This window comes from Paenibacillus selenitireducens (genome assembly GCF_002021565.1).
GTDB lineage: Bacteria > Bacillota > Bacilli > Paenibacillales > Paenibacillaceae > Paenibacillus_K > Paenibacillus_K selenitireducens.
This window is the reverse complement of the sequence record NZ_MSZX01000002.1, coordinates 621,147-646,560: the sequence shown is the minus strand read 5'-3', so window position 1 is coordinate 646,560 and position 25,414 is coordinate 621,147. Positions and strand designations below refer to the sequence as shown.

22 protein-coding genes and 1 pseudogene are annotated in these 25,414 nt (G+C 47.0%); 5 read left to right on the top strand and 18 right to left on the bottom strand.

Going from position 1 to position 25,414, the window contains the following annotated elements:
* Positions 1-31: 31 nt before the first annotated feature.
* A complete protein-coding gene (locus tag BVG16_RS07200; protein ID WP_078497849.1) occupies positions 32-1,684 on the bottom strand; it encodes a DUF4091 domain-containing protein in 1,653 nt (550 codons plus the stop codon).
* Between the two features lie 53 nt (positions 1,685-1,737).
* Positions 1,738-2,868, bottom strand: coding sequence for a Gfo/Idh/MocA family protein (locus BVG16_RS07195; RefSeq protein WP_078497848.1), 1,131 nt, complete (start codon positions 2,866-2,868; stop codon positions 1,738-1,740).
* A gap of 176 nt (positions 2,869-3,044) precedes the next feature.
* On the opposite strand from BVG16_RS07195, the gene BVG16_RS07190 reads away from it, so the two are divergent.
* The gene (locus BVG16_RS07190; RefSeq protein WP_233146913.1) at positions 3,045-3,947 is read left to right on the top strand and encodes an AraC family transcriptional regulator; all 903 of its coding nucleotides are present in this window, start codon (positions 3,045-3,047) and stop codon (positions 3,945-3,947) included.
* Here the strand turns inward: BVG16_RS07190 and BVG16_RS07185 are convergent.
* From BVG16_RS07185 to BVG16_RS07125, 13 genes are all read right to left on the bottom strand, one after another.
* Positions 3,944-5,218, bottom strand: a complete 1,275-nt coding sequence (locus BVG16_RS07185; protein WP_078497846.1) for a Gfo/Idh/MocA family protein — start codon at positions 5,216-5,218, stop codon at positions 3,944-3,946. The genes BVG16_RS07190 and BVG16_RS07185 overlap by 4 nt on opposite strands.
* A gap of 32 nt (positions 5,219-5,250) precedes the next feature.
* Positions 5,251-6,138: a carbohydrate ABC transporter permease gene (locus BVG16_RS07180; protein ID WP_078497985.1), complete on the bottom strand. Its 888-nt coding sequence runs from the start codon at positions 6,136-6,138 to the stop codon at positions 5,251-5,253.
* An 18-nt stretch (positions 6,139-6,156) separates the two neighbouring features.
* Positions 6,157-7,047 (bottom strand): ABC transporter permease, encoded by an 891-nt coding sequence (locus tag BVG16_RS07175; RefSeq protein ID WP_078497845.1) that lies wholly within the window; start codon positions 7,045-7,047, stop codon positions 6,157-6,159.
* A 90-nt stretch (positions 7,048-7,137) separates the two neighbouring features.
* Positions 7,138-8,862, bottom strand: coding sequence for an extracellular solute-binding protein (locus BVG16_RS07170; protein WP_078497844.1), 1,725 nt, complete (start codon positions 8,860-8,862; stop codon positions 7,138-7,140).
* 124 nt (positions 8,863-8,986) lie between these two features.
* Complete coding sequence (locus BVG16_RS07165; protein ID WP_078497843.1) at positions 8,987-10,324, bottom strand: response regulator transcription factor; 1,338 nt, start codon at positions 10,322-10,324, stop codon at positions 8,987-8,989.
* A 2-nt stretch (positions 10,325-10,326) separates the two neighbouring features.
* Positions 10,327-12,066: a sensor histidine kinase gene (locus tag BVG16_RS07160; RefSeq protein ID WP_078497842.1), complete on the bottom strand. Its 1,740-nt coding sequence runs from the start codon at positions 12,064-12,066 to the stop codon at positions 10,327-10,329.
* Between the two features lie 163 nt (positions 12,067-12,229).
* On the bottom strand, positions 12,230-14,320 hold the full coding sequence (locus tag BVG16_RS07155; RefSeq protein WP_233146912.1) for a right-handed parallel beta-helix repeat-containing protein: 2,091 nt from the start codon (positions 14,318-14,320) through the stop codon (positions 12,230-12,232).
* 89 nt (positions 14,321-14,409) lie between these two features.
* Complete coding sequence (locus tag BVG16_RS07150) at positions 14,410-15,498, bottom strand: peptidylprolyl isomerase (protein WP_078497841.1); 1,089 nt, start codon at positions 15,496-15,498, stop codon at positions 14,410-14,412.
* A gap of 190 nt (positions 15,499-15,688) precedes the next feature.
* Positions 15,689-16,396 carry a FadR/GntR family transcriptional regulator gene (locus tag BVG16_RS07145; RefSeq protein ID WP_078497840.1) on the bottom strand — a complete coding sequence of 236 codons (708 nt, stop codon included), beginning with the start codon at positions 16,394-16,396 and terminating at the stop codon, positions 15,689-15,691.
* Positions 16,397-16,421: 25 nt separating this feature from the next.
* Positions 16,422-17,147, bottom strand: a complete 726-nt coding sequence (locus BVG16_RS07140; RefSeq protein WP_078497839.1) for a LutC/YkgG family protein — start codon at positions 17,145-17,147, stop codon at positions 16,422-16,424.
* The gene (locus tag BVG16_RS07135; RefSeq protein ID WP_078497838.1) at positions 17,140-18,654 is read right to left on the bottom strand and encodes a LutB/LldF family L-lactate oxidation iron-sulfur protein; all 1,515 of its coding nucleotides are present in this window, start codon (positions 18,652-18,654) and stop codon (positions 17,140-17,142) included. Before BVG16_RS07135 ends, BVG16_RS07140 begins: the two co-directional genes overlap by 8 nt.
* Positions 18,651-19,382 (bottom strand): (Fe-S)-binding protein, encoded by a 732-nt coding sequence (locus BVG16_RS07130; RefSeq protein ID WP_078497837.1) that lies wholly within the window; start codon positions 19,380-19,382, stop codon positions 18,651-18,653. The genes BVG16_RS07135 and BVG16_RS07130 overlap by 4 nt, the downstream gene beginning before the upstream one ends.
* A 118-nt stretch (positions 19,383-19,500) precedes the next feature.
* Positions 19,501-20,259, bottom strand: a complete 759-nt coding sequence (locus tag BVG16_RS07125) for a DeoR/GlpR family DNA-binding transcription regulator (RefSeq protein ID WP_078497836.1) — start codon at positions 20,257-20,259, stop codon at positions 19,501-19,503.
* 218 nt (positions 20,260-20,477) lie between these two features.
* Between BVG16_RS07125 and BVG16_RS07120 the strand changes: the two genes are divergently transcribed.
* The 4 genes and pseudogenes from BVG16_RS07120 to BVG16_RS07105 all read left to right on the top strand — a co-directional run bounded on the left by BVG16_RS07120 (position 20,478) and on the right by BVG16_RS07105 (position 22,277).
* The gene (locus tag BVG16_RS07120; RefSeq protein WP_078497835.1) at positions 20,478-21,164 is read left to right on the top strand and encodes a queuosine precursor transporter; all 687 of its coding nucleotides are present in this window, start codon (positions 20,478-20,480) and stop codon (positions 21,162-21,164) included.
* Positions 21,148-21,648 (top strand): preQ(1) synthase, encoded by a 501-nt coding sequence (gene queF, locus BVG16_RS07115; protein WP_078497834.1) that lies wholly within the window; start codon positions 21,148-21,150, stop codon positions 21,646-21,648. Before BVG16_RS07120 ends, queF begins: the two co-directional genes overlap by 17 nt.
* A gap of 148 nt (positions 21,649-21,796) precedes the next feature.
* A pseudogene (locus BVG16_RS07110) lies at positions 21,797-22,030 on the top strand (hypothetical protein); the annotation flags it as partial.
* Positions 22,020-22,277, top strand: coding sequence for a hypothetical protein (locus BVG16_RS07105; RefSeq protein WP_198957429.1), 258 nt, complete (start codon positions 22,020-22,022; stop codon positions 22,275-22,277). The pseudogene BVG16_RS07110 and the gene BVG16_RS07105, both read left to right, overlap by 11 nt.
* 63 nt (positions 22,278-22,340) lie before the next feature.
* On the opposite strand, the gene BVG16_RS07100 is transcribed toward BVG16_RS07105, so the two are convergent.
* From BVG16_RS07100 to BVG16_RS07090, 3 genes are all read right to left on the bottom strand, one after another.
* The gene (locus BVG16_RS07100) at positions 22,341-23,270 is read right to left on the bottom strand and encodes a Gfo/Idh/MocA family protein (RefSeq protein ID WP_078497833.1); all 930 of its coding nucleotides are present in this window, start codon (positions 23,268-23,270) and stop codon (positions 22,341-22,343) included.
* Positions 23,271-23,399: 129 nt separating this feature from the next.
* Positions 23,400-24,146 (bottom strand): sugar isomerase domain-containing protein, encoded by a 747-nt coding sequence (locus BVG16_RS07095; RefSeq protein ID WP_078497832.1) that lies wholly within the window; start codon positions 24,144-24,146, stop codon positions 23,400-23,402.
* A 227-nt stretch (positions 24,147-24,373) separates the two neighbouring features.
* The gene (locus BVG16_RS07090; protein ID WP_078497831.1) at positions 24,374-25,396 is read right to left on the bottom strand and encodes a stalk domain-containing protein; all 1,023 of its coding nucleotides are present in this window, start codon (positions 25,394-25,396) and stop codon (positions 24,374-24,376) included.
* Between the last annotated feature and the right edge of the window lie 18 nt (positions 25,397-25,414).

The following is a 25,414-nucleotide window of genomic DNA, read 5'->3' as shown; positions in this document are numbered from 1 at the left end:
CCTCATGAAATTATTTTATCGCTTAAGCATTTTAGTCGGCTAATGCTTGGTTAATCCGTTCCCGAATCGCCAGCAGCCAATCACCGCTTCCTCTTGGATACTCGGTGAATGTCAATGGCTCAGACAGCGTCTCTTCCATCAGCGCAATCGTCTGTTCTTTGCCAATTTTCTGCTCAAGCAGTTCTAGTGCGCGCAAATCCTGTAATCCTTCGTAGAGCACTTCCAGTCGAATCGATTCAATCGGTCCGTCCGCGCCCGGATATACCAAGTACGCATCACCCGAAGGAAAGGCATGCATCGCATCCGTCGTCCGATAAGGGTCCAACTGCTGATTTATTGAATACTGCGAATACCAGAAGTTATAGCCCCAATGCAGAAATCCTTGCAGTCCGAATTTATACAACTGAAGTCCAATGACACGATTTCTTGCCGACGGCATGTTGTAGAACCGATTCGATACTTGTTGGCCCTGGGCACAGCAATAATACGTCCAGAGATCCGGCACTTGGTGCGCAAGAAATGGTTCGATATGATTGTTCGCAGGAATCGGTCGTTTCACAAGCCCCTGTTCATACATTTGAATATCGGACAACGCATCCATGATCGGATAATCGGCTAGATGCTTGCGAATCATCTCGCTTGCTGCACGATACGATTCCAGGTGCTCTTGACCGGGCTCATCCGAAATATGGAACCAGCTTAGCTCTTCCAATCCATGTTCCTTCAAATATTGAGCCAGACGCGGCAATAATTGATCCAGGAAACCGCGGTAAGCCTCTGAAGAGGCATCCGTCTCCCAACCGAATTGCTGACGCTCTACGCCATCTACCGTAACGATAATCTTCGGCGCATGCTTCGCTCCCCATTGCGTGAACAAATGAGAGAACTCGAAGTATTTCATGCCTACCCGCTGACACATCGATACCCAGCGCGTAAGTTTATCGAACCCGAACTGATACAAATCTCCCTCCACAACAACGTCAACGAGCTGAACCGTCGGACGCTCCCCACCGATATCCGTATCCAGCGGCGGGGTGAATAACGGCGTCAATACCATGTTCATGCCATGTTTGACCATCGTATCCACATAACGTTCGAGAAGTGTCCAGTGTTCCTCACTAAAGACTTCGACGCCATAATATGTTGCAAGACAATCCACATGGAACCATTCCGTGTGAATTAATCGTTGCGGCGGAAGACTTACGGGAATCACTTGCAAATGGAACAGTTCCGATACGCCAAATACCTGCCCTTCCGAGGAACGAAAGGTGAATTGGAAGGTGTGGTCTCCAGCTGGAACCGACGCATCGAGTGTAACCGTTACCCAAACCGAGCGCCATTGGCCGGGAATGGCGTTAATCGACTGCTGATCAAGCTCGTAAAGTGGATCTGGATAAAGACCCGGCGCAGTTCGCAATACGTCTGTATCATGATTGCTGAAACAAGGCATTTCCGAAGGGACTAGCCCGACGGATCTGATCCATGTGCGGTCTGCTAAGGTTGAATCGATATCCAAGACGATATTCTTGAGTAAGGTATCTGAGGTGTATGCGACCTGGAACGAAAATGTCTCCCCGAAAAGGGCGGATGCGCGACTATACGATGTAGTATTCGGCACCTCATCAGCGAATACCTTCGTTAGCGAACTTAATAACATCGTTTGAAATTGCGGCTGATAACTCATATCCTTCCTTCACTCCTAACGTTATTTTATCACTCTTTCCTCTTCCTGCCGTGCTATTCCCAACGTAGGGATTGGAACGTATCCGTTACGGCGGATTCTCTTCCTTTCAGACACATGAGAGCGCTTAACAATCCGGCATCCAATGGACTTGTCGAGACTTCCTCGCCTCTCATGATCCCCACAAAATTACGTGCTAGCTCGGTATCTCCGCCAAAATGACCTTGCCCTGCAGATAGATCATACGTCTCAACACGCGGTGAATGATGCATGTGCACTTTGACAATCCCTGTATAAAAATCGAAGTCAACCGTTCCCTTGTATCCTAGGAATCTTGCACCGCGGGCCTGTGCTCCTCGGCGTGCGAAGAAGTTCTGCGAGTAGGATAGATGCATTCCTGATGCATATCGAACCAACGCACTGCCCGAATCTTCATTGCCCGTGTCTTCCGCAAACGCGCAATATTCCCAACGCGTCGAACCTTCAGGTTCAAAAGCAGTACTTTCCAGACAAGTCCGATTCTCGTCGCACGCTTTACATTTTAAGCCCGCCGGCTTCGTTCCCTTGAAGATCTGCTTGGAAGTCATCGCGCAAATATCCTTCGGCGGCAATGCGATCACATGGTTCAGATAATCAAAATCATGCGTTGCTTTCTGAAGGAATAATCCGCCTGTCTCCTGTTCGTCACGGTACCAATTCATGTAATAGACGTTGCCATAAGGAACGTTATTTACCGCTTGGACATGCTCAACCGTCCCTATTTTTCCGGAATCGATAATCTCTTTCACGAGCGTGACGATCCCGCTGTGGCGCAGCGGAAACGAGACCACAACCTGTGAATTCGAAGCTTCAAAGCCTTGTTTTAACCGATATAAATCTTCTATTGTCGTAGAGACAGGTTTCTCAAGAAAAAGAGGAAGCCCCGTAGGAAGCACCTTGAGTGCCAATTCCGTATGCTTCGAGCAGCGTGTACCAATGAGAATACCGTCCAATGTTTCGGAGGCCAGCATCTCTTCGGTTGTGGCATAGATCCTCACATCCTGCATCCCTTTCGCTTGAAGCTCCGCGCGAATCTCTTGCTCTCGAACGTCCACGATGGCTGTCACGCGGCACTGCTCATCCTGGCTCATAATTTCAGATATAACATATTGAATTCGTTCTCCATAACCAATTACGCCTAACTTCATCTGTAACATCTCCTCGATTCCATCCTACTGCCCATCGGCAACTATAGTATAAAACCAAGTCATAGACGTTTCTTTGTCTACAAAGCCACTTTTTTGGTACTTTCCATAGGGAAAGCCGTATATTAAAATTGACTATGAGAACAATGTACACCGTGCAGGGAAGGAAGTGCTTCAAAGTGGGTCAGGAAACGCCACCGATCGACGATTTTATACGTACACCTTTAACCAAAACGATCGACATTGATAACATCATCACGATCCATTACTTTGAATTCGTCAAGGATTATGTATTCACCGGGGAACGCCATAACTTCTGGGAGTTCTTATATGTTGATCGAGGCGAAGTGCAGGTAACCGTCGATCATACGACACATATGCTGCAACAGGGAACGATCATTTTTCATAAACCAAATGAGTACCACAGCTTTCACGCGCTTAACGGAAAAGCACCAAATCTGATCGTGATGACCTTTGACTGCCATTCGCAAGCGATGTGCCATTTGGAAGATCAAGTGATGCAATTAAAAGATGAAGAACGAAATCTGCTCGCCAAAATCATCGAAGAAGCAAAACACGTATTTGCGTTTCCTTTCGATTATCCGTTACACCGGCGAATGGACGGGCTTCTTGGCAGCGAACAGCTCATTCAAAGTTATCTGGAGATATTTCTCCTGCAATTGATTCGGAGTAAAAACGAAGTCCCTCCCGCCAAATCTTTGTCCTCCGCTGTCAGAGAAAAAAATCATGAAGACATCGTGAGCAAAGTAATCGCTTATATGGAAGACCATATCGGTCACCATCTAACGCTGGAGGAACTCAGCCATACCTTTCTGATCTCCAAAACACAGCTTAAAGACGTATTCAAACATCAAACCGAGTCGACGGTCATGGAATATTTTCTCAAGTTAAAGCTGCATAAAGCTAAACTTATGATCCGTGAAGGGAATTCCAATATGACCGAAATCGCCTCCCAACTCGGGTTCAGCAGCGTTCATTATTTCTCCAAAGCGTTTAAGAAAAAAATGAATATGACGCCGACGGAATATGCCCGTTCTGTCAAATCCAGGTTAGTGAATTAAGCCTCAACAGGCATGCGGAGCTGCTGCGCGAAATCCTGCAGCGTTATGCTGTTCCCATCCACCCTGGATTGTTCCGCGGCAAAAGCCATCAGATGACTTTGTACCGAATGATGAGCCGAGGTCAGCCCCTGGCTCTTGCCGTCCTCACGAACTAACCGGAGGAAATCCTTGACTAAGCCCATGTCTCCGCCGCCATGACCGACATGTCCGCCCATATCCTCAAATGAAATCCGCTCTACCTTGCCGCTGCCAAAGTGGATAATCTCGATTTCGTTCTTCTCCATCGCACCACGAATTTCGCCCTTGGTTCCCATCAGCTTGAGCGTGCGGCTAACGTCACGGGTAAATGCACTCATCGTAAATGCAGCCGTGACAGAATTCGCGAATTCCAAATTCACGACTTGATGATCTACGACATCGTTATCGCAATGATAGACACATCTGCCGTACGGCCCTTCCTGCAGCGCTCGATAGCGGGCCTCGTAACTCAGATCATCGCTGATCGCCGAGGTGGGCCAATTCGTATCACTTGTTAAGTATTGCTTCGGCGCATAATAGAGACATTCGTCAGCCACTGGGCATCCATCCAGACACCGCAGCGGAGCTCCTTCCGGGGCTTGATCCGCCTTAAAATGGGATAACGAACCGAAGGAAGACACACGCACGCATTCCGCATCAGCCAGCCAGAGCAGAATATCAAGATCATGACAGGACTTGGCTAGAATCATCGGACTAGATTCATCTTTTCGACGCCAATTCCCTCTCACAAAGCTATGTGCTTGATGCCAATACCCTACGTTCTCATTATGTTGGATGGACATGAGCTGGCCAATCGTCCCCCGCTGCAGCAATTCGCGAATCGTCGAGAAAAAGTTCGTATACCGAAGCACGTGACATATCGAGAAAACACGGTTCATTTGCGAAGCTTTCTCCCCCATAAGCATACATTCCCTCGCATCCGGAGACATCGGTTTCTCCAGCAACACATGATACCCAGCTTCAAGCGCCTTCATCGTCGGTTCGAAATGCTGCTTATCTTGCGTGCATATGAGCACGGCGTCTGCGAGTTTCGGTTCGGCAAAGAAGGCATCCCAATGCTCAAAGCACATGTCATCCGCGATCCCGTGCTTCGCTTTGAAGCTATTCCGCCGTTCCGCGACAGGCTCCGCCACAGCGACAACTTCGAGTTCATGCGGGTGCTGCAGCGCATAATCCAAATAATTCACGCCTCGTAATCCCGCTCCAATTAATGCAACCCTAACCTTTTTCATCTGTCATCCTTCTCCTCTCACGTTGTATGGAACTATTCTTTAACGCTGCCCACGGTCATCCCTTTGACAAAATACTTCTGCAAGAATGGATATACCACCATAATCGGCAAAGCGCCCATAAATATTTGTGCTGTCCGAAGGGTTTTCTCGCTTAAATTTTCCATCGCCTTCAGCTGTTCGATCGAGATCGATGTCATCTGGGCATTAATCGACATAATTAAGGTAGAGAGATACGTCTGCAAAGGATATTTATCCGGCGAGTTCATATACAGAATCCCGTCGAACCAAGCGTTCCAATGCCCTACAATCGTGAATAATCCGATGGTTGCAATCGATGGCAGGGATACCGGCAAATAGATTTGCCATAAGACCCTCCAATGCCCCGCACCGTCAATTCTTGCTGCTTCATCCAATTCTTTCGGAATCGATCTGAAGAAGTTCAACATTAAGACCATGTTCCATACATTTAAGGCACCCGGCAAAATCAAGGACCAAATCGAATCGATTAAACCCGTATTTTTGACTACGATATAGGTTGGAATCAATCCGCCCCCGAAAAACATCGTAATCGCAAAAAACCACACATACGGTGTTCTATATTTAAATTGATCGTTCGATTTAGATAGCGGAAACGCCGTAATGAACACGAGAAACATATTCACGGCTGTTCCCAGCACAACACGTTCGATCGATACCCATAAGGATCGGAAGAACTCGACCTTTTCGCCTAAGTACACATACGCATCCCAAGAAAATCCGACGGGCCACAGTTTTACTTCGCCAGCCATAGCCGCTGTATTGGAGCTCAGTGAGATCGATAATAAGTGAATGAACGGAATAATTCCAAGCAAGGTGATGCCCGTTAATACGATGGTATTGATCACGACAAAGAGTTTTCTGCTGATTGTTGGTTTGTGTATCACAGTACGACCTCCAGCCTAGAATATTCGATAATTATTATATTTGTAAGCCGCATAGTAGGTTGCAGATACCAACCCTAACGAGATGACCGATTTAAAAAGTCCGATCGCGGCGGCAGGTCCAAATTGTTGGCTAAACATCCCCAGACGATAGACGAACGTGTCGATAATGTCTGACCCTGCATACACCGTTGGGTTATACATGATTAAGATCTGCTCGAAGCCTGCATTCAGGATTCCTCCAAGACTTAATACACCAAGCAGGATCAAGATCGGAGCCATGCCGGGGAGCGTAATGTGAATCATTTGCTTCCATCTTCCAGCCCCGTCTACTTCTGCCGCTTCATACAGCGTCGCGTTGATGCCAGTAATGGCAGCGAGCATAACAATCATGTTATAGCCCATTCCTTTCCAAACATCTGATCCGATCACAATGCCTCTAAACCACTGGTTGTCTAACATAAACATAATAGGCTTCAAGCCAATAAAGGTTAACATCGCGTTAACCGGTCCATGCAAGGAGAATAATTCAATAACGACACCGCCAAGTACGGTCCATGAAAGAAAGAAAGGCAAGAAAATGGCCGACTGGATAAAACGGGAGAACCATTTCTTCGTCACTTCATTCAACAACAAAGCAAGGATAAGCGGGACGAGTAAAAATAACACCATCTTGAAGAGGGCGATAATGATCGTATTCCAAAGAACTTGGTTGAAATCGGGCAGTTCAAATACGTAACGGAAATTGTCGAGCCCAACGAACTTCGATTTAAAGAAACCGGATAACGGTTCAAACTGCTGGAACGCCATAATCAGACCTGCCATCGGGCCGTATGCATAAATCAAAGTTACAATAACTCCAGGTATCAACATGAAATGAAGCAGATATTCTTTTTTCAGCGTTCTCATCGATGATCCTCCTAACCTATGACCGAATTTTAAAACGGGAGGGGTTGCCGACATAATCGACTCCTCTCTCCCGCTTTACGATCTCCTCATTTATTTGGCAGCTTGCTCGCTATACCATGCATTCACTTCTTGTGTGATTTGATCGCCGCCAAGAGATTTCCAGCTCGCTACGAACTTATCGAACTCATCTAGCGGAGCACCCATAATTATTTTCGTAAAGGACTCTTGCATCAGCTTATCTAGTTGACCGCCTTTTTCCACTTGGGTTGACGTCGGAAGACCGTAATATTCATTATTTACGAAGGCTTTGCTCTCTTTAATCTGTCTCGTCAATCCCCAGCCTCCGTCTTTGGCAGCACGGCTGTAATATTGACCCCAGTTCACGCCTTTGGTCGCATCTTTCGTATTTCCTGCAAGATAATCCGTCGCGGCCTTGAAGACATCCGCTACGTTCTTATAATTCTCATCGTCTAGCGTAATTTCCGTCTGTTTCGCATCAAGCGCTTTATTCACTTCCGTATAGATCGTCTCGATTTGGGCCGGGTTGTAGATCCGCGGGTTAAACCAGTTATATACATAGCCTTTTTCCGCTTTGTTCTGATCCATGTATTTCTTGTTGCCCATTTCAATATAGAAATTGATCATTTTAATCGCTGCTTCCGGGTTTTTCGCTTTTTTGTTCACGGCGAATAATTTACCGCTGCGGATTTTCGGAACAAGCGATTGGCCTGGTCCGTCCAACCCTGGAACTTGAATGGCGATCCATTCTGCCTTCGGATCTTTGTCCACATTCAGATTCAACGGCCAGTTCGGATACCACCATTCCCCGTAGGAAATGCCTACTTTACCTGCCGTAATATCTTCCACGGCTTTATTCTCATCTTTCAACGCGAACTCTTTATCGATAATCCCGTTCTGATACCAGGATTGCAATTTCCCTAGCGCTGTCTTCACTTCCGGTTGAATGAGGCCCGGTTTCAATTTGTCGCCGTCTTTTAACCAAGCCGACTGTTTGTCACCAATGGACGGATATGCTCCGAATCCATTAAAGAACCCTCTTACATCAAATCCCCAGAAAAATAATTCCTTCTGCATGGCAATGCCATACGTATCGTTTTTGCCGTTTTTATCCGGGTCTTGCTGAACAAATGCGGTTGCCACTTTCTCCAGCTCATCCATCGTCTTCGGCGGCTGCAAATTCAGGTTATCGAGCCAATCTTTACGAATCCATAGCAACTGTGTGGACAGGAACGGATCTTCAAATGCCGGAATGCCCAGTTGTTTGCCGTCCGAGCTGAATGTCTTCATCGCGAATCCGCCGTCCGACTCCATATACTTCTTCAGGGCGGGTGAAGCATATTGTTGATAAGCCTCTGTCAAATCAGCCAGCATATCTTGCTGTTTCAATTTCTCAAAATTCTTCTGATCCAGCTCCAAAATATCAGGCAAGTCACCGGATGCCATGGCAAGCGAGAATTTCTGTTCGAACTGGCTGGAAGGTACCGTCCACTTATATTTCACTTCAATATTCAACATTTCTTTGAGATCTTTCATATAAGCATTCTGGTCGGGCGTAATGCCTTTAGGTGTTCGTGGATCTTCGGGTGGATTATAACCTAGCACTTCAGAGACGGTAACCGTTTCCGGGTATTTACCTAATGGATCCGGCGGTGTTGCTGCAGTATCCTTATTTTCTTCCGTAGCGGTTGGTTTCGTTGTACTAGCCGTTTCTTTTTCTTGACTCGCACAGGCTGTAAATACCGAAAGTACCATCGTAGCCAGCAAAATCAATTTCCATGTTCTGAATGACTTCATCTTGACCCTTTCCCCCTTTGTTTGGTGCAGTGCAATCAGCAATCTGTGGTGCTTACTTTTATTCTAGGTTGAAGATAAAGCGCTATCAATTTTGATTTTTTTACAATGCTTTTACTTTTTTTACTTATTTCGAATTTCGGTATTCCTGGGGGGAAACACCCATCTTTTTCTTAAAAAACGTCGTAAAGTAAGAGTGCGAATCGAATCCTACTCGCATGGCGATTTCATTCAATTTCAAGGTTTTATCTCCCATCAATTGAATCGCGACTTGCAGCTTCGTCGACTGAATATATTCTAGTAAATTTCGGCCTGTCATCTGCTTATAGTAACGAGACAAGTACGATGGATTGAAGTGCACCTCAGCCGCAATCGAAGTAAGGGATACCTCGGCAGACAAGTTATTCGCTACAAACCGGTGGATTTGTTCGATGACGAGCGTCTTGTAATCCTCCTGTTCGATCACGTTGTTCTGAACGAGGGTATCTTCTTGATTCCCTGACTTCTCAAGATCAACAATGACCATGTTATGGCCTAGCGAAGCTCTTCGTTGAATACCGGCAAGTGCCGCTTCGACCTGAAGATGAATCGTGTCCCACGTATTCAATAGGTTCCCGGAGATACCGAATGAAACACAAGCCCCGAGCAGTTCTTCACATTGGGTCTGTACCAGCTCGAGAATCCCTTTCATATACACAACCATGCCGTGCCATGGATATTCCGCATCCTGATGCACCTGAAGCTTCTGCAGCAATTCTTCATCCGGTTGCAACAGCCACACGAGCACACGATCGTCATAAATCCCTTGTTCGCTGACGATGGAACTCGGCAAATGATTGCTAAATATCCGCTGCACCGATGCGAGGATTTGCGACGAGTACCCCTCGAGCCGATCTACATGACCCACCAAGAAGAAAGCAGGTCGCGCGAGCGAAATCAGAAACTCCACCTCTGCGTAATGGGCGTGGGACAACAGATTGGTTATCGACTCCCCGCTTAGCATCGAAGCCATTAGTTCCTTCTTCAGATACGGCTCCGCGATTTGAAAATGCATTTGAGCCCTTTCCTGCTGCAGCCTGCGTCCATTCTCTTCTTCGAGCTTGCCGATCGCCGTCTTCACAGCTTGAAAGATCGGTTCAATCCCTTCGGTTTTCAGGATATAATTGTCGACATGCTTGCGCATCGCCTCATATACATAATCAAATTCACTATATCCGGTAAGAAAGATGATCCGACATAACGGCCAATAATAAATGATGTCATCCACGAGTTGAAGCCCGTTCTTCTGCGGCATGCGAATATCGCTTACTAAAATATCCAGCTTGGTTTTCTTCGCGATTTCGAGCGCCTCGCCGGCGGAATAAGCTTTACATATATCGAGTTCAAACTCACGATTCTCCTGAAATAGCTGTACGAGTCCATTCACGATGACAGGCTCATCGTCCACGATTAATAGTCGGTACATAGTTATGCCCCCTCATGTTGATAGATTATGATCAGTTCTACCTTTAATCCGCCATACGAGCTGCGCGAGACGAATAAGCCGCTCCCCGCTCCATATTTTAGTTGTAATCGGTTATTTACATTGATGAGACCGGTGTTCTCGACTTGGCTGGAATGCATCGCCAGCTTCTCTTGTAATCGCACGATATCTTCATCCGTCAATAGATTCCCATTATCCTCTACCGCAATTCGTACTCTTCCTTCCTGACAATCCGCGCCAATATAAATCACGCCATGCATCGTACCATCTTCAAAAGCATGCTCGAACACATTCTCGACGATCGGTTGAATGATTAATCTTGGGACAGCAATCACATTCGTCGCGTCCGAAATCTCGTCGTATTCATAATGGATCCGGTTCGAGAATCGAATACACTGAATCTCGCAATAGTCGAGTGCATGCCGATATTCTTTATAGAATGGCACTTCATCGGAACCGCTCCTCGTAATATATTGGTAGTAGCTACCCAGCTTCTGGGATAGCTCCGCTGCGCTGTCGGCATCGCCTACTTTGCACATCATATAAATATTAAAGAAGCTGTTATACAGAAAATGCGGATTGATTTGCGATTGAAGCTGCTTCAGCTGCGAGTGCTGCAGGGCAATTTTCTGTTCGTAGTTCTCCTCAATGGAGCGTTTGAGCCGAAAGGCCATGCGATTAAAGCTATGAAATAAATAATGGAACTCGTCCCTGCTTCGGGACTCGATAACGAGATTTAGGTTATCCGTCTCGATCATATGAAACGCTTTCACTAGTTTGGAGAGCGGTCGATGAATCATGATATTTACCGAGTAAGAATAGAGCAGCATGACTGCGATCGCGATAATGAACAAGCAATAGAACCATGTGCTGAACTGGCTTAAGGGACGTGTAATTTCATTCTGATTGACATACATGACTAACGATACATTCAACGCACTGACATTGTTATGTATGATAAAGTAGCTTGTGCCGTTCACCTTTTTCATTTCCGGCAAGTCCGGATCATGAGCGTTCTGTTCATCTATCAGATTAAGAACGGCCGTCGATACCTGGTCTTCTTCTGTCGTGGATAATACCTTCCCCATCTCGCGGTTCCCTAACAAAACTTCGGATTCCTGATATAAGGTAGCTATTTCATGAAGAGCCTCTAAGAGCTTGGGTCGGGAAATTTCAATGTACGACCAGATGCCTGCATTATTTTCGGTTTCTATGAAAAAGATGCGATCTCCATCTCGATAAAAAGACGGCTTCGGTTTTGTCTTCAGCAGCGAATCTATGCGCTTATATTCATCATTCGACGTATTTGTGACCCCTGTCTCGCTGCTGATGGTTTTGCCGATCGCCTCGACATAGACCCCGCCATTGACCACATAATCACTAGACGATAGGAGTGTGCTTAACCGGTCGCGAACCTGGTCGATGAGTTCAACCTCGTCATAACGCTCTAACCTGCCGCCTTGAAAGCTAAGCTTCTGCAAATCTTTATCACCCAAAAATTGCAATTGTAGGTTGCGGATGAAATACATCTCTTTGTCGAGCTGCTTCGAATAGAATGACGCACCCGCCAGCGATGAATCCAAGATGGCGTTCTTCATAAAGGACATTCCCTTGTAATTCACCCAAATGTTCATCGAAATGAGCGGGACAAGGAATGCAATAAATACGATGACAATTTTCTGATAGACGAACCATTTGGCCTTCCCCGTAGCCTGCAGTTTCATGCGATACCTCCATTTTCTGACAAGATTCAACATTAAGTATAATCAGGAATAATAAAAAGAACCATCCCCTTGAAGATCGCACGAAAAAACATGTAACCTACGTTTCCGAAAAAAGGAGACCGATGATTTCTCATCCGTCTCTTTCCACCTCTATTCTTATCTATTATGGCTTGAGATTATAGAGTTCCAATTCATTGATTGCGAAATTGCCCCATTTCAGGTTCGCTCCATTCATCTTTAATCGGAATTTGCTTGCAGACGTTGCCGTAAAATCTACGCTTTTGGTCTCATTCGTCTGGTCGTTCGATTGCCAAACCCATTGCACGCCTGTCTTCACCGGAATCCATGATGTACCATCATAAGCTTCGATATCCAGACTCGTTACCCCTTGACCCGTTCCGAACCGTGTTACGACCTTCATATTGTTCACGGTCACGGTTCTCGCACCGAAATCAAGCGTAATGTAATTCGGGAACGTCACTCCTTTATCCACACTGGACCATGCTTTATCATACAAGCCATCATTCAGCCCTTTAATCGAACTGCCCGATAAGGTAGCTATAGAAGCACTTGCTGTCGCTAACGGCGCCAGATTGCCCACCGCAGGTCCTGGCGGTTTCGGTAATGGCGTAATCGGTGCCGGTGTGAATACGATTGGCGGTTTATTCGTGGCTGGCGGCACGGTACCTTGATATTCGAATGCGCCAATATCAGGATCCCCGTTATACAACGAATTGCCGAAGTAGTCGCGTCCGCCATTGTCTGCAATCGGAACCCCTACACCAATGAGCGGAGAGTCACTCTGCAATTGGTAGCCGACTACTGTATTCATGCCAACTCCGCCGCTGCCTGGATTCAACAATTTCGGATTGGCTGTGATTTTGTGCGCGTCCGAACTAACTAGGGTTTTCCCGCCAAAGTATGCATTATGATCGAAGGTCTGACCCGTCAACGTCCATCCGCGGTCCCCGACACTGTAGTAGATATTATTGTAGTTTTTAATATTTTTGGGGCTGCCCGAAGCTTTGGTGAAATAATCACTCATGACAGGATTGCCGGAAGCTGCTCCTACATAAATCGTGTTATTGTAGTTCATGACCGTATCAATCGAGCCGCTATAACGGAAAATACGGCCTTTGTCGTTCTGGCTAATGTTATATCTGACGATGGTATTGATCGTATTGTAGGTATCATTCACATAGAGCATAAAGCCGCCTGCATTGTCATGACTGTAGTTGTATTGCACGAGTGACCCGAGATTTCCCGCATCCACATCAAAACCTGTGCCGTCTTCCGAGCCATTCCGACTCGCAAACGACTCATTGAATTGCACGACGTTGTTGTCGGCATACGCCCACCAGATGGATGCATTCGTCGCGAGATAGGTCGCCTCTTGCACCGTATTCCGCTCAACCACGGCACCGTCTGTCACGTTCCAAGCAATCCCGCCCGTTGCGGCTCTAACGATCGTATTATTGGAAATTTTCACGCCTGTGGATGGCGTCCACGGGCCATAAGGCTTCGGAACCCATTCCCATAGATCGCCCATGCCATAACGTATGATGCAATTGGAACTGATATAGATTCCGTATGCATCCACATCGGTTAATGTATTGCCGTCAATGAGGATATCGTGGAACGCACTCGGTACGATGGAGCCTACCGAATCGAAGATGATTCCACCAGAGCGCGTCGTATAAACCCCATCCACATCATGAACGTTCAGATTCTTGATATAAATATGGTTCAATATTCCGCTCTCTTCATTTAGAATGTAGACGCCGCGCCGTTCCCCCCGTGCCCCTTTCCAATCTCTTGTAAAAGGTTCGGAAGATGGGTTGGTAACCTCTAGATTATTGATCTCCCAATATTCCTGATTTTTCAGGAATACTGTGGACAGTTCTGACGTCACGCCGGCAATGAGCGGCTTATTCCCCGTTCCATACTTATCGATGACGATGGGGCTGCCGTCTGTACCCGATCCCTTAGGCCAAAGCTGTCCTTGCCAAGAACCACCTGCTTTGAACAAAATTTTGTCGCCAGGTGCAAAGGTTGTTGCATTTACTTTGGCTAACGTTTTCCATGCTGCGCTTTGATCTGTCCCATCATGATTGTCATCGCCACTGACGTTATCCACGTAGTACGTATTCCCCGCTTCTGCCATCACCTTTGTCGGAGACACCGCTGCAATGCTTGAGAACATCACCACCGCAACAACCAGACTAAAGATTTTCTGGGCTGTTCCTTTGAACATAAGTCTTCTTCCTTCCTCTTTTTTGATGTATGTAAAAGCTTCAACGATGTTCTATTGAAGCGCTTACAAAAATAAGGAACATATCGAGGTTAGCGCGGTATTGGATAGGATAGATACTGGGATTCGTTCCGTACGATTGTCGCCTCTAACAACCGCCTGCTGACATAGGATTCATACTGATCATCGACCATATCTTGGCGTACCTGTTCTCGGATTTCCTCCAAAGGTACATAGGCGGAGCCCGGCTCCACTTTCTCGATACACTTCATAACATGAAGACTTCCATGTTCCTCAATGATGCTGCTAATTCCGTGGATGGAGAGCTTCGCCGCTGCCTGAGCCAATGGGCTTCTTGCATTCTGCCGGTCGTTCCCGAGGTAATAGGTCAGCTCCAACTCTTGGTCCGTTGCCATGTAAGCTTGCGCAAGATCTGCAAAAGAAGCTCCCGCAGCCAGATCTTTTCGTACTTTCTCTAACTCAATCAAGGCTTGTTCCTTCTTGGACGGATCTACCTGTTGTTTCGCATCTAAAAAAGGAATCGACATGCGCTGAACCTTCACGTAACCTGATGTCACGTACCGCTCGTCTTTATGCAAATCATAGAACTGCTTCACAGCGGCCTCATCGACCTTGGATGCGCTCATCTTTTGTTTTACGGCAATCGTTTCATTCGTCATCCGGTATTCAAAATAAGCTTCTTCTTGATATTGTTCAGGTCCATATACGACCTCATGATTCTGGATGGCTTGCTTCCTTCGTACATTCTCTTGCTGTAATTGCTGCAAAAATCCATCATAGCTGATGTCTTGGACAACGCCTTGCTCTTTGGCAATCAGTTGTCTGACCTTAATGCGTAAGCTGTCGTCAAATGCTTTCTTCTTCAACATCTCTACAGGAATTTCTCCTTGAAACGATGTAGTCCAGAATTCGGGCGTCTGCGCGGCATGATACTTTTCTTGAAAATAATGAAGGACACTCGACTTATTCCATTGAACCGCCCGTTCAAACTCGGGGAGGCTAATGGGAACGTCGTTGATTTTTGCGATGAAGTCTTCCTCATCTTTGGCATGCCCCTTCTCTTTCGCCCATACGGCAGACGTGAAGATCGTAAGTACAAGCAGAACTACGCCAGCAACCACCCACTTTGGTTTTCGAATGGGTTGATGGGCTTGATCCATGATTGCTCCTCCTTCGTCACCAGCTACAGAATAATTGACAACCCTTGTCTACAACTAAGATTGTAATCTCCGAACCGAATGGAAACAATTTCAATTCATTGACATCCACTTTCGTTTTCTTTACTTTTTTATGTAAAAATAAAGAAAACCGTTGGAGCTGCTTCTCCAACGGTTTCGCTTGTAAGGATGGTTATAGATATTTCATTAATATCCCTTCGACATGCTGTAAATGGGACTTCATCGCTAGCGCGGCATCCTCAGGCCGTCTCTCCTGCACGGCGTGAAAAATCGCTAAATGCTCGCGATACAGCTGTTCAGCCACCGCCCGATTCGCATAGATTTCCACGCGTCGCGTCTCTTGGATGGCGAGTTCCATCTGTTCCGATATTGAATCGAACATGCGGACAAGAATGGAATTATGCGTCGCTTGGGCTAAAGCGCGATGGAATTGCACATCCGTCTGTTCGCCGACTTGATCATCGCCAATGCTCTGTTCCATCCGTTTCACAATATCGTTCAGCGCATGAATATCCTCATCGGAACCTTTCTCCGCAGCCAACGCCGCATTAGATACCTCAAGCGTTTGGCGCGCTTCAATCAACTCAAGCACCGTACTTCGGTTCAAACGCAAAGTACGAAGTTCAGGAAGCTCCACTTCCAAGGGAGATGACGAGATGACGGTGCATCCTCCGCCTTGGCGAATCTCGATCAAACCCATCGCTTTCAGCGCACTCAGCGCCTCCCGCGTGGTCGAACGTCCTACGCCGAACCGTTCCGATAATTCCTTCGTGGAGGGCAGCTTATCTCCTACCTTCAAACTTCCGTCCAAAATTAACCGCTGCAGTTGTTCCGTTATTTCTTCATAATGGTTTTTCTTTGCCAGTCTCGTAATTTCCATCCGTTCCACTGCTCCAATCTATTGCCTAACCCACAATCAGCGCGTATACAATCCCGGGACCATGAACCCCAATCGTCAAGTCGTTCTCGATATCTGAGGATCGGCTTGGGCCTGTGATAAAGTGGATCCCTGCGGGCAGATCTTCCCGTCGTGCCCCGTCAAAATGAGTCATGACTTCTCCCATCCGTGTCTTGAGGCGTTCCACTGGAATGATGGCCATCATCACTGTAGGCAACAAGCTCACCGATCTGCCCTTGTCTTGAGATGATAATACCGTAATCGTTCCTGTATAGGCAATCGCATGATCGACAACGACCAGCCCGATATCCGCGCCTGCCGCATGTGCTTTCCAATTTTCTGCCGGGTTATGATTCCATACCTGAATATCTACCTCCGGGAGCGCTTCTTCCAGTCCCAGCTCATTCAATTCCGGTTGATTCTGGCGAATGATATGCTTTGCTTCCAATTCAAGCGCACGTTCCGCAATAAATTGCTTCGCCTCCTCCATCGTTGCGAAATGAAAGGCATGCCCGCCAACACTTTGCCAATTGTCCATAAACCGTTCAATTCGTTCTTCCTGAGACCACTCTAACTGCGTCCAGAAATCAGGGGCACCGCGAAAAGGATGCACAGGCTTCTTCGCAATCTCTTGCCGCCCTAACTTGGCAGCAATCCCGCCGATAAACTTCGCTTGCTTCGCACGCGATTCCTTCTCCAGCTGTTCCAGTAAAGTCAACTCTTGCTCAGCCATGGCTTCTTCCCCCATTCTCACGTTGCTTCAAGGCCTGTTCCATCCGCGTCCGAATATCCTCCGACATCGGCGAATTCTCGTTCTTCACTTCTTGCACCAACGAATCCCAGCGTTCCCGGAACGATTCATTCGGTAAGCTTGGCAAATATCTTACGCTATTCCAGCCCTTCAACGGTCCGATTTTGGTCTTGATAAGTCCTTGGCGAACGACAAGTTTCTGACCGATTTGTCCTAACTTCACAACGCTTCGCATCCGTTTGGAGTTCGACATGATGGCGGCAAAACCTTTCATTCCGATTTTCTCTGCGGTCTGCCCGTAGCCTTTTTCCACCTTCCGATTCCGCAGGTAGACGAGCATATCGTGCAGCGGGATTTTGACCGGACAAGCTTCATAGCAAGCCCCGCATAAACTCGAAGCATTCGCGATATCGTCCCATTCTGCGACATTACTCTGCAGCGCCGGGGTCAATACCGCCCCTATCGGCCCGCTGTAAGTTCCGCCATAAGCATGACCGCCGATGTGCCGATAGACGGGGCAAGCGTTCAAGCAGGCGCCGCAGCGAATACAGTTCAATAGCTCTTGGAATTCTGGATCTCCCAATTGCAGGGATCTTCCATTATCAACAATAATAATGTGCATTTCTTCTGGCCCATCGCCATCGACAGTGCGTTTGGGACCCGTAATCGCGGACATGTATACGGTAAGCTTCTGTCCCGTTGCTGAGCGCGGCAGCAGCGTCGCCATCACCTCAAGATCCGCGAAGGTTGGAATAATGCGCTCCATTCCCATCAAGGTAATCTGCGTCTTGGGCACGGTAGAGACCATCCGCGCATTTCCTTCATTTTCGAAGAGAACCATGGAGCCTGTCTCCGCAATCGCGAAGTTGCATCCCGTCATGCCGATCTCGGCTTCCAGGAATTTCTCCCGTAACTTCCGACGCACGAATCCCGCAAGAATCGACGTATCCGCTGGCAGGGTCTCCCCTGCTTCCTTGGATAATAATTCGGCAATCTGATAGCGGTTCTTATGAATCGCTGGAATAATAATGTGGGAAGGCGTCTCCCCTGCCAACTGAATGATATATTCGCCAAGATCCGTCTCCACCGCTTCAATGCCCATTTCCTCTAAAGCGTGGTTAATATGCAGCTCCTCGGACACCATGGATTTCGACTTCACAACCGATTTCGCTTGCTTGGAAGCCGCGATTTTCATGGAAAGCTCTACCGCTTCCTTGCCGTCAGCTGCAAAATGGACATGCACGCCATTTGCTCTCGCATTCTCTACAAATTGATTGAGGTAGTAGTCCAAATGCGCAATCGTATGCAGGCGGATTTGCTTTCCACGTTCGCGCCATTCTTCCCAATTGCCATGCTCCTCCGACGCTTTCTTTTTCCCGTTCCGCAGCCGTTCTGTGGTAAACTTCACAGCTTTTCGCAAAAATTCGTTGTTTAATGCTATATGAGACCGTTCTTTCACGGTAGCTGGTTGTGTCTGCCCATGATTCATGCTAGCTTCACTCCTTCGTACAATAGCTCAGCTAAGTGCATGACACGCACTGGCTTGCCTTGGTACATCAAGTTTCCGGAAATATTCATCATGCAGCCCATGTCCAGACCGACAAGCACTTCAGCTTCCGTCTCTAACACATGTTGTGCTTTCTCCGATACCATGGCAGCGGAAATTTCCGACATTTTGACGGCAAAGGTTCCCCCGAACCCGCAGCAGTCTTCCGCAAATGGAAGCGGTATCAATTCCATGCCTTTTACATTTTGCATCAATGTCATGGGTTCGTCTTTAATGCCTAACAATCGGCTTCCGTGACAAGAAGGATGATACGTCACCTTATGCGGGAATACGGCGCCGACATCAGTAACGCCCAACACTTGTACAAGAAATTGCGTGAACTCATAGGTTTTGGCTTGCAGACGTTTGGACTTCTCCAACATGACGGGATCTTTCTCGAATAGCTTGGGATAGTAATGCTGAATCATTCCCGTACATGAGCCGGATGGCGAAATCACAAAATCACTATCGTCAAAAGCGGCAAGCAGCGTACGCGCCGATTCTCTTGCTTCATCCCAATAACCGCTATTAAAAGCCGGTTGCCCACAGCATGTCTGCTGCTTTGGAAATTCAACCTGCACGCCGTAACGGGCCAATAATCGCACCATCGCTTCCCCGACACGCGGATAAATCGCATCGCTTAAACAGGTAATAAATAAGGACACTTTCATTACGCACACCTCATCATCTTGTTCATCTTATTATCAGGTTGTCAGACATGTTGATGTCTTGGAAAGCTTGACGTAATTACGCCAAGCCTCGCTACGGGATTACTCCCCAGTTTACAATTTACACCATCGTTGTTGGAATTCCTTGCTCCTGAAGCTCCGTTAAAATGTCTTCAGCAAGACCTGAATCCGTAATAATCTCACTTGCTTGTTGCAATGCTCCCACACGGGTAAAAGCTTGAATCCCGAACTTACTCGAATCGGCTAATACGATCACTTGATCGGATATGCTAATCATCGTTCGTTTCACCATCGCTTGCAATTCGTTCGATTCACTTAAGCCGCGGTCTAGACGGATCCCTTTGCAGGAAATAAATGCCGTATCCACATGATACGCTTCTAGCGTCCGTTCCGTCAACGGTCCGACAAAAGATAGTGATTTGGATGCCAGAATTCCGCCCGTAGAGATCACTTGAATTTTTTCCTTGCTGCTTAACTCGGTCGCGACTTTGATGGAATTGGTTAACACCGTAAGCGGAATATCCGGCATCATACAAGCCATATACCATGCAGTTGTGCTTGCGTCGAGAATAATCCGATCGTTCGGTTGAATGCGCTGAAGGGCTGCCTGCGCAATCCGCTTCTTCTCCTCTGCATTCGTCACTTCGCGCTCGAAGAACGGAATTTCCGGTTGCTGATCCTTCACACTCACAGCTCCGCCATGGCTTCGGCGCAATCTTCCCGCACTTTCCAATCGATCTAAATCCCGGCGAATCGTCTCTTCTGTGACCTGACATAACTCGCTTAACTCCGTAACCCGGATACTTCCCCTTTCGTTGACCCATTGTACAATTCGATCGTAACGCTCTGCTACCAGCATATCCATCCTCCACATTTATCCGAATTCTTGATTATAGGAAATAGTATATCATTTTCTGTTCTTGTTTGAATATGTTTATTTGTTTTTGATATAGAAAATAAGATGACGAATGCGGAATGGAGTGCTATAATGTTTCAGGTTGTCGATACGACAGCGAAAAACATAAGACAGAGTTCGAAATCTCCGCCTCTGTTAAAACAAAACTAGGAGGGCACCCTATGCCACAGAACCAAGAATTAACCCCGTTTTTACCCGTTGAACAAAGCACGAAGAAGCTGCTCTTGTTGTCGGGCCTCTTTATTTGCTGCGTGATGATCGCCAATATCGTAGCAACCAAGATCGTTAGCTTTGGCTTTACCTCAGCAACGGTCGCCATTCTCTTTTACCCGTTCACGTATGTCATTGCGGATACTGTCTCCGAAGTCTGGGGCAAAAAAATCGCACAGCGCATGATCTGGACCGGACTTGCCGCCAATGTCGTCATGGTCTGTCTATTTACGATCGCCGTTAAACTTCCTGCTGCATCTTTTTATCAAGGGCAAGACGCCTTTGAAGGTGTGCTGCTTGGCGTACCGCGAATCGTCCTTGCATCTCTCATCGCTTATTCCATATCGCAGAACCTCGACATTTACATGTTCTTGGGTTTGCGTCGGCGGACGAATGGACGTCACTTGTGGTTGCGGAATAATGCCAGTGCGATGGTCAGTCAGTTGATCGACACATCGATATTCTCGCTGATTGCTTTTGTCGGCAGCGTCCCGACCCAGGAGATATGGAAGATTATCGGCACCGAATACGTGATCAAAATTGCATTTTGCATTGTACTAACACCGCTTGTCTATGCGCTTGTCGCATGGGCGCGCAACTATCCAAAGGAGGCCTTTCATCATGACCACGCAGCCTAATCAACAACCCATCGAGGGACTAAGCCTACTCGGCAACCAGAACACCGCTTATACCTATACGTATGATCCTAACATCCTCGAAACCTTCGTGAATAAGAAGCAGGACCGGGATTACTTCGTCAAATTTAATTGTCCCGAATTTACGAGTCTTTGCCCGATGACGGGTCAACCGGACTTCGCAACGATCTATATTAGTTATGTGCCGGATGTGAATATGGTAGAAAGCAAATCGTTGAAACTATACCTATTCTCTTTTCGAAATCACGGCGATTTCCATGAGACTTGTGTGAATACGATCATGGATGATCTCATTGCGGTGATGGACCCGAAATATATAGAAGTATGGGGCAAATTTACGCCGCGCGGCGGGATTAGCATCGATCCGTACTGCAATTACGGTAAACCCGGAACCACTTGGGAGGTTATTGCCCGTCAACGCCTCTATCAGCATGATATGTACCCCGAAAGCATCGATAACCGTTAATAGAACGCTTGGTATACGAACCCCTTAATGGCATACGAACCCTAATCTTCTGTGGAAGGTTAGGGGTTTTTTATAGGTAGACATGCGCCAAAATGCACCCAATCTAGGCATATGAATATGCTATTACAAGCAATGAAAGGCCCTTACTTCCATCGCCAATTTGTTCGGAACGGCGATCCACAGCGGTGTCGCAACCCTAACGGCACTCGGGCAAATCTCTGCCATCTGGGTCGGGGGCGGAACGATTATTCCTTGGGCGCTTATCCCGGCAGCGGCCATTTGCGGCGTCAGCCCGTTCGAGCTGGCACGGCGGAATTTGAAGCCGGTTCTTATCGGTCTGGTTGTCAACCACACGAAAAGGAGTTGTTCACATGCCCGTTAATGTGCCATACATGAACACCCTCATTGGAGCTTCCGTAGGAATATCTTTTATCGATGGAACGGGAACCTCTGGCCTATTGTGCTGCATTCGCAATGGCGAAGCCTATCTTCTTGAATATTTATATCAATCCCAATTTGCAACAAAGCATTATCCGTTGAATCAAATTCAAGCAATGCACCCGTTCCCCGGCTGTTACATCCAGCCACCTCCGCCACCGCCTTTCGGATCGCAAAATCCTTTGTATTAACGCGGAAAAGAACCGCATCTCGTCTTAATAGAACGAGGTGCGGTTCTTTGTGCGCGATATCATTCATGATGTAGGAAATGCCAGGGCTCCGCTCTCCTCTGCCTGATTCACGATGATGTCACACAGTCGATGGCTCTCCAGTGCATCCTGCGGCGTGATCTGGAGCGGTTGCTTCTCGCGGACACACGCGAGAAAATGATCGATCATCTGAACAAATCCTCTTCGATACAAAACTGGATCCCAGTCCTTAAATGTCAGCTGACGTACTTCACTGCCTGCTTTATGTACCGTTGTATTTAACCCGTCAATGACCCATTTGTTGCCTGGATTCATCACTTCAAGCATCTCTTCCGTCGCGCCGTTGTCACGATTCATGATGCCGATACAGCTAAATCCATCACCATCAAGTTGAAGCATCACGTGATGCAGTTTGCCTTCCTTCACGTAAGGGGTAACCCGTGTCTCAAGTATCTCTCCCGGCGCCAAGAAACGGATCGTATCCACCACATGAATGAAATCATCGAACACGAACCGGCGCGCATAATCCGGTAAATACGTCCTGTTTTTTTGCATGACAACGAAGCGGCGTTCCTCCATCTCCTTCATCGCAGCAACCATTGGAGCGAATCTCCGGTTAAACCCAACCATGAACGGAATGCCCAACTGTTCCGCCAATTCAACAAGTCGCTTGGCTTCCTCATAGTGATATGAAATTGGCTTATCCACAAAGACTGCAATTCCCTGTCTCAATAGTTGTTCTGCTATTTGGACATGGGATTCTGTCGATGAATGGATGAAGGCCGCGTCTATACCGGCATGAATCAACTGATCGATCGTTTCAACCGTTTCCCGCACCCGATATTTAGCTGCTAAGCGATGCAATGTCTCTCTATTCCGCGTACATAATACAAGCTCGATGCCCTCGATCTCTGTCATGATAGGTAAATATGCTTTACGGGCAATATCTCCGAGCCCGATGATTCCAATTCGCATCTTAAATCCTCCTTCGTTCAAGGTTCTTGTCTTCTAATCTTCATTATAGCTTTATTTCTTGGTGATAGCCTTCATCATGATGCACAAAAAAGAAAAGACGACCTGAATAGGTCGCCTATGTATCATATCCTAGTACGTTATATTTCGATGTGCGTAACGCTCGATAATCTTCCGATTATGCTCATCCCCGCCGTCCAGATTCGCACTGATGTATACGGGCGGCGTCTCGCCACTCTCGAAGGTTAAGCGGATGATTTCCGTTGTTAGGGCTTGCGCAATCAATGCACCTACGACGGAAGAGGCAGATCCTGTACGCTCCTGCGTATTCGGCATCTGCAGCAATACATCCCCATATGGGCAGCAGTTATCGATGACGATATCGGCGAGCTCATACAGTTTCTTCCCACTGGGATGACGGCTATCTGTATGCTGCGAATGATTCAACGATGTAACCGCAACGATAGGAATACCACGTTCGCGACAAATCGTAGCCAGTTCAACGGCCGAACCATTTCGGCCTGAATTCGAGACGATGATAAATCCATCTTCGTCTTGCACATCATGCAGCTCCATGAGGCGGTGTGCCGTCTCTGGTGAACGCTCCAATTCCGTCAGATTAATACCCACAGTCCCTTCTGCAAGCGTGATATCTTCCAACGCCACAAGCTTCAAAGGTACCAATCCGCCGGCTCGTCCGCACATTTCCATACCGAATGCCCGGGAATGGCCGGCACCAAATACGTGAATAATACCGCCCTGCTGCAACCGACTAGCAAGCAGCTCCGATGCCTTCTCAATCGCTTCAATCTGCGTCTCTTCCATCTTCTGTACAATCTCTAGAATGGTGTCAATCATCACTTTTGCGCCCAACTTCATACGTAGCACCTTCCCCTTTTTCATGATTCATGCATTTGAAATCATATGCAAATCTTCGGGAGTGATCGCTGGTAGGAATAAGCTACGTGGATTGGTTCGATTACGCCTATATCGTAAGATGAATTACCAGGTTTTTCAAGAAGTTTTTATGGGTAGAACGACAAAAAAGCCCTTCTTCAACCTCTAGCTCACTAGACGTTAAAGAAGGGCCTATTTGTTTTTGCGGATTAGTCTTTCATACCTTCTACGATTTCTTTTCCAAGGTTAACTTGTTTATCGAACTCAGCTTGGTATTCTTTAGTGACATCTGTGCTGTATCCATTAGACTGCAACTGATCTTTGGCTGAGGAGACAATAGAATTAAATTGATTCGATGTGCTTTCGAATACTTTGTCCGCTTGTGCCTTAATCCGTTGTTTTTCAGCCGCATCGTCTGTTTTCAAATATTGTCTTGCCAAATCATAGAACTGGTCTTTGGTACTTTGCTGCAATGCCTCTAACTTACTTTGGGTAGCATTCGTAATGGAGTCATAGGATTTGCCAGATGTTCCTGGGGATACGGCTCCACCAGAACCACCAGCCACACCACCGGGGTTCGCTGGATTTGTAGTTCCTTCCCCTTTTCCGTTTTCACTAGGTACCGTTGTAGATGGATCTGTTGTATTTCCGCCTGTATTCGGTTTTGCATCTGAGGTATTCGAGCTAACCGTAAACGTCTTCGCATCCCAATTCACTTGTTGACCAACGGATTCCGAGAAGAACCGTAATGGAACATAGAGCGCGTTATTAATAATAAAACCGGATTTGCTTGATTTAGGATCTAATTTTTTCCCTTGAATCACATACGTGATATCTGCATTCGAGGCGTTAAGTTTCTTGGACGTTACTTTTAAGTTCGCTTTCGATCCTTGATCCCCTGTAACCGCCGCATTTTGTTGATATGTATGAATCTGAACTTTTTCCGTCTCTGATGGTTCTGCAATGTGAACGGTTTTCGTCGCTGCATCCCATAGGACGGATTTATTCAGAGAATATCCAATAAATCGTAGTGGAACATAAACCGTATTGTTAAACATAAAGCTTTCCTGATCTTTCGGAGGAGCTAACTCCGTACCGTTAAATGTAAAATGTATCGGCAGCACATTCACTTGAAGTGAATTACTTTTCCCTGTCGCAGACAACATGGATGCGTTCATAAAAAACACTAATACAGCGACTGTCAAAAATTTGATAAGCGCGTTCTTCTTCATTATTGATCACTCTCGTTT